Raw genomic sequence first — 3432 nt, 5'->3', positions numbered from 1 at the left:
GGGCCGGCCGGGGCTGACCGGGCGAGGGCCGGGTAGGGCGGGTGGTGGCTGACCGGGCGAGGGCCGGCCGGGGCTGACCGGGCGAGGGCCGGGTAGGGCGGGTGGTGGCTGACCGGCAGGCCCGGGCAGGGCTTCCTGCCCGGGCGGGCGGTCGGCCGGGGCCCGCCGGGCGAGAGGCGGCCGGCCGGCCGGCCGACTGGCCGGCAGGGGTCGGCGGGGCGGGGTTCAGGGGGCGGTGGTGGCGCGGTGGGGGTCCTCGGCCGGTGGGACGGTGGATGCCGAGCGCAGGGCGAGGAGGTAGCCGGCCTGGAAGCGGCTCTCGGCGCCCAGTTCGTCCATCAGCTCGGCGATGTGGCGCCGGCAGGTCCGTAGGGACATGCCGAGCCGGCGGGCGATGAGCTCGTCCTTGGCACCGTCGGCGAGCCGGCCGGCGATCGTGTCCTGCAGCTGGGTCGCGGTGGTCGCGGTGTAGGAGGCGGAGAAGGGCTCGGCGAGGCTCCAGGCGTTGGCGAAGACGGAGCAGAGGAAGGCGACGGCGGAGGGTTCGCGCAGGACGACGGCGGCGTCGGGGTTGTCCCAGACCGGGAGGAAGGCCGTGGCGCGGTCGAAGACCAGCATCTTGCCGAAGAGTTCGCCCAGGGTGCGGACCTCGGCGCCGGCGGCGCTGACGGCCCGGACGTATTCCTGGGTGCCGGGGCTGTAGCGGGCGGTGTGCTGGTAGAGGGTGTGCAGGCGTACGCCGCGGCCCAGCATCTCCAGGTCCCGCGGGAGCGCGCGTTCGAGGTAGCCGGGCGGGCGGCCGCCGCCGGGCTGGACGGTGAGGACCTCCTCGGTGCAGCGGGCCGCGGTGTCCGCGATGAGGAGCATGACGCGGTCGCGGGACTCGACGACCTCGACGGCGCCGGAGTCGGCGCCGCGGCGGTGGGTCTCCTCGTACAGGGGGATCAGCGAGCTGAGGCGGGCGCGGGTGCGTTCCAGGGTCTCCAGGCGGCGGCGCAGCCGGTTCTCTTCCGGTCCGACCAGTTCGGCGGCGGCGGTGTAGGGGCTGACGGCCCGCCACCGGGCGGGGGTGGTGTCGGGGTCGCGGGCCAGGAGGCGGTGGCGGAGGAGTTCGGCGGCGGCGTGCTCGGTGTGTTCCTCGCTCAGGCCGAGCGCGGCGGCCAGGGCGGTGGTCGGCTGGGGGCCGCCCTCCAGCAGCCGGGTGTAGAGCCGGACCGCGACCGGCCCGAGCTCGGCGACCTCCCCCACGGCCGGCTCCGGGAACGGCGGCGGAGCCGGGACCGCAGCCCCGCCCCCGTCCCCGGCCCCGGCCCCGTCCCCGGCCGGGAACGCGGCCGCGGCCCCGGCTCCCGCCCCGGCCGGGAACGCGGCCGCGGCCGGAAGCGGGGCCGGCACTGCAGCCGGGACGGAAAACGGGTCCGGGGCCCGGTCCGCGGCGACGGCCGGGGAGGGGGACGGGGACGGGACCTGGTCCAGGCGCGGCTCCCGGCCCGAGGCCCGGGCTGGAGCTTCAGCCGGACCCGAGGCCGAAGCCGCAGCTGCAGCCGCAGCCGGGAGCGGATCCCGGCCCCGGGCCCGGTCCAGGCCCTGGTCCCGGTCCAGACCCCGGTCGTGGTCCTGGCCCCGGTCGTGGTCCGGGATCGGGCCCTGGTCGTGGTCCTGGCCCCGGTCCGGGGCCGGGTGCGGGGTCCGGGCCGGGTGCGGCGGGTGCGGTAATGCTCCCGACGCCCCGGCGGATGCCCCGGTATCGCTGGTTCTGTCCATGTTTTGAACCCCTCCCTTTCGTGCCACGCACCTTGCTGAGGGCCGTACCTGCTGGACCCCGAGTTCCCGGCCGGGGATTCTTGAGTCACCGGAAAGAAAGACCCGGCAGGAATCAGATCGGAATTCACTTTCTCAGGAGAACAGCATGAAGTTCACTCGGTTCCTCTGTGCGGCGGCGCTGGCCGTGGGTATTGCGGGCAGCATCGTTTCCGGCGCGGCGTCCGATTCCGGATCCGGTCCGGCTTCCGCACGGACCGCCGCCCCGTGCGACAGCCGTCCGGGGGACACCGAGTGGACGAACCCCGCAAGCCACTGCCCTCCGGTCCTCTAGAGCCGATCGGGCGCCAGCAGGTTCCACCATCGCGCGAAAGTCACGGGAAGAACCCGATGCCGAACCCCCCTCCAGACCACAGGGAAGCAGGTCTTCCCTGGTGGCAGACCCTCTCGCTGCTCTGTGCCGGATGCCTGGCCATCCTGCTGCACCGGCGGTTCACCGGCCCCTCCCCCTCGCCGGCCCCCCGCCGCACCGGCGGCGGGAGGCCGCCGCACAACGACGCGGCCGCCCATCTCACCACTTCCTGGTGACGGAAAAACCTTCCCCCGCTCCCGATGCACGAGAGCGCTTTCAGTAAATCAGTGATCAGGGGCGGCGGAGGGGTCGGCCGAATGGGTTCGGCCTGAAATAGGCCCGATCCTTTCCTTTCTGCCCGCCGGCCGGCAGCGCCGGGCGGACACTCCCCGGAAATCCTGTTCCGGGGGTACCGGATTCACAGTCCGGCCATTCCCCCGGCACACCCCTCCCCGGCCCCTCCCGAACCGCTACCCGACCGCCCACGGTCCACCTCGGACCACCCCCGGTCCACCCCGGACCGACCCGGCCCACCCCGGACCGGACCGGACCGGCCTACCCCGGCCGGGCCCGGTCCGTCCCTGGCCTGCCCGCGGCCGGCCTCCGGCCGCTCCCGGCCGGTGTCCGGCCCGCCCGCGGCGCCCTACGGCCCGCAGGGCTCCCACACCCACCGAATGCCCGGTACATCCCTTGAAGGAGTAGATCCATGCGTATCAGCCGCAAGCGTGTCGCCGTCATGATCGTCAGCTCGGTCGCCGCCGCGGGGGTGCTCCTGCCCTCCACCGCCTCCTACGCCGCCCAGACGCCCGCCCCGGCCGCCCCGGCCGCGGTCTCGGGGGTCGCCCCGGGCGAGGCGGGCGCCCTCGCGGGGAGGGTCGACGTCGCCTCCGCGGTCCTCGACATCACCCAGAAGATCTTCAACATCGTCAACGAGGCCATCGAGCGCAAGCAGAACCGCTCCGGCTACGTGAAGTCCCTGATGGAGGGCGCCTTCTACGAGTCGGGCCAGCGCTACAACGTGATGGTCATCAACAACGCCAACAGCTACACCCCCAACCTGCACGGCGTGGTCTACGACGCCAAGGTCAGCGGCATCCACGGCACCTACCGGGTGCTGGTCTTCGAGTCGGGCCAGTTCACCAACCACGGCGACGGCGGCTGGATCAACTGGGCCTTCCGCGGCTGGTTCGACCGCGACGGCGGCTACGTCAACTTCCGCCGCTCCTGGTAACCCGCCACCCGCCGGCCCCGCTCCACCCCGCCCACCGCCCCCGGAACCGGCCTCGTCCCCTGCCGGACCCGCACCCGTCCCCCAGCCC

General features: G+C 74.4%; 2 protein-coding genes. One reads left to right on the top strand and one right to left on the bottom strand.

Annotated elements, in window-relative coordinates:
- Positions 1 to 225: 225 nt before the first annotated feature.
- Positions 226 to 1248, bottom strand: a complete 1023-nt coding sequence (locus IH80_RS0138010; RefSeq protein WP_158943857.1) for a LuxR family transcriptional regulator — start codon at positions 1246 to 1248, stop codon at positions 226 to 228.
- A 1571-nt stretch (positions 1249 to 2819) separates the two neighbouring features.
- Between IH80_RS0138010 and IH80_RS47270 the strand changes: the two genes are divergently transcribed.
- Positions 2820 to 3344 (top strand): hypothetical protein, encoded by a 525-nt coding sequence (locus IH80_RS47270; protein ID WP_030966469.1) that lies wholly within the window; start codon positions 2820 to 2822, stop codon positions 3342 to 3344.
- The last annotated feature ends 88 nt before the right edge of the window (positions 3345 to 3432 follow it).

This window comes from Streptomyces sp. NRRL S-378 (assembly GCF_000720645.1).
Taxonomy (GTDB): domain Bacteria; phylum Actinomycetota; class Actinomycetes; order Streptomycetales; family Streptomycetaceae; genus Streptomyces.
This window is presented reverse-complemented; position numbering and strand designations above follow the sequence as displayed.

Excerpts from the sequence above, each read along its gene's own strand:
- IH80_RS47270 (WP_030966469.1), top strand. The coding sequence starts at position 2,820 with ATGCGTATCAGCCGCAAGCGTGTCGCCGTCATGATCGTCAGCTCGGTC.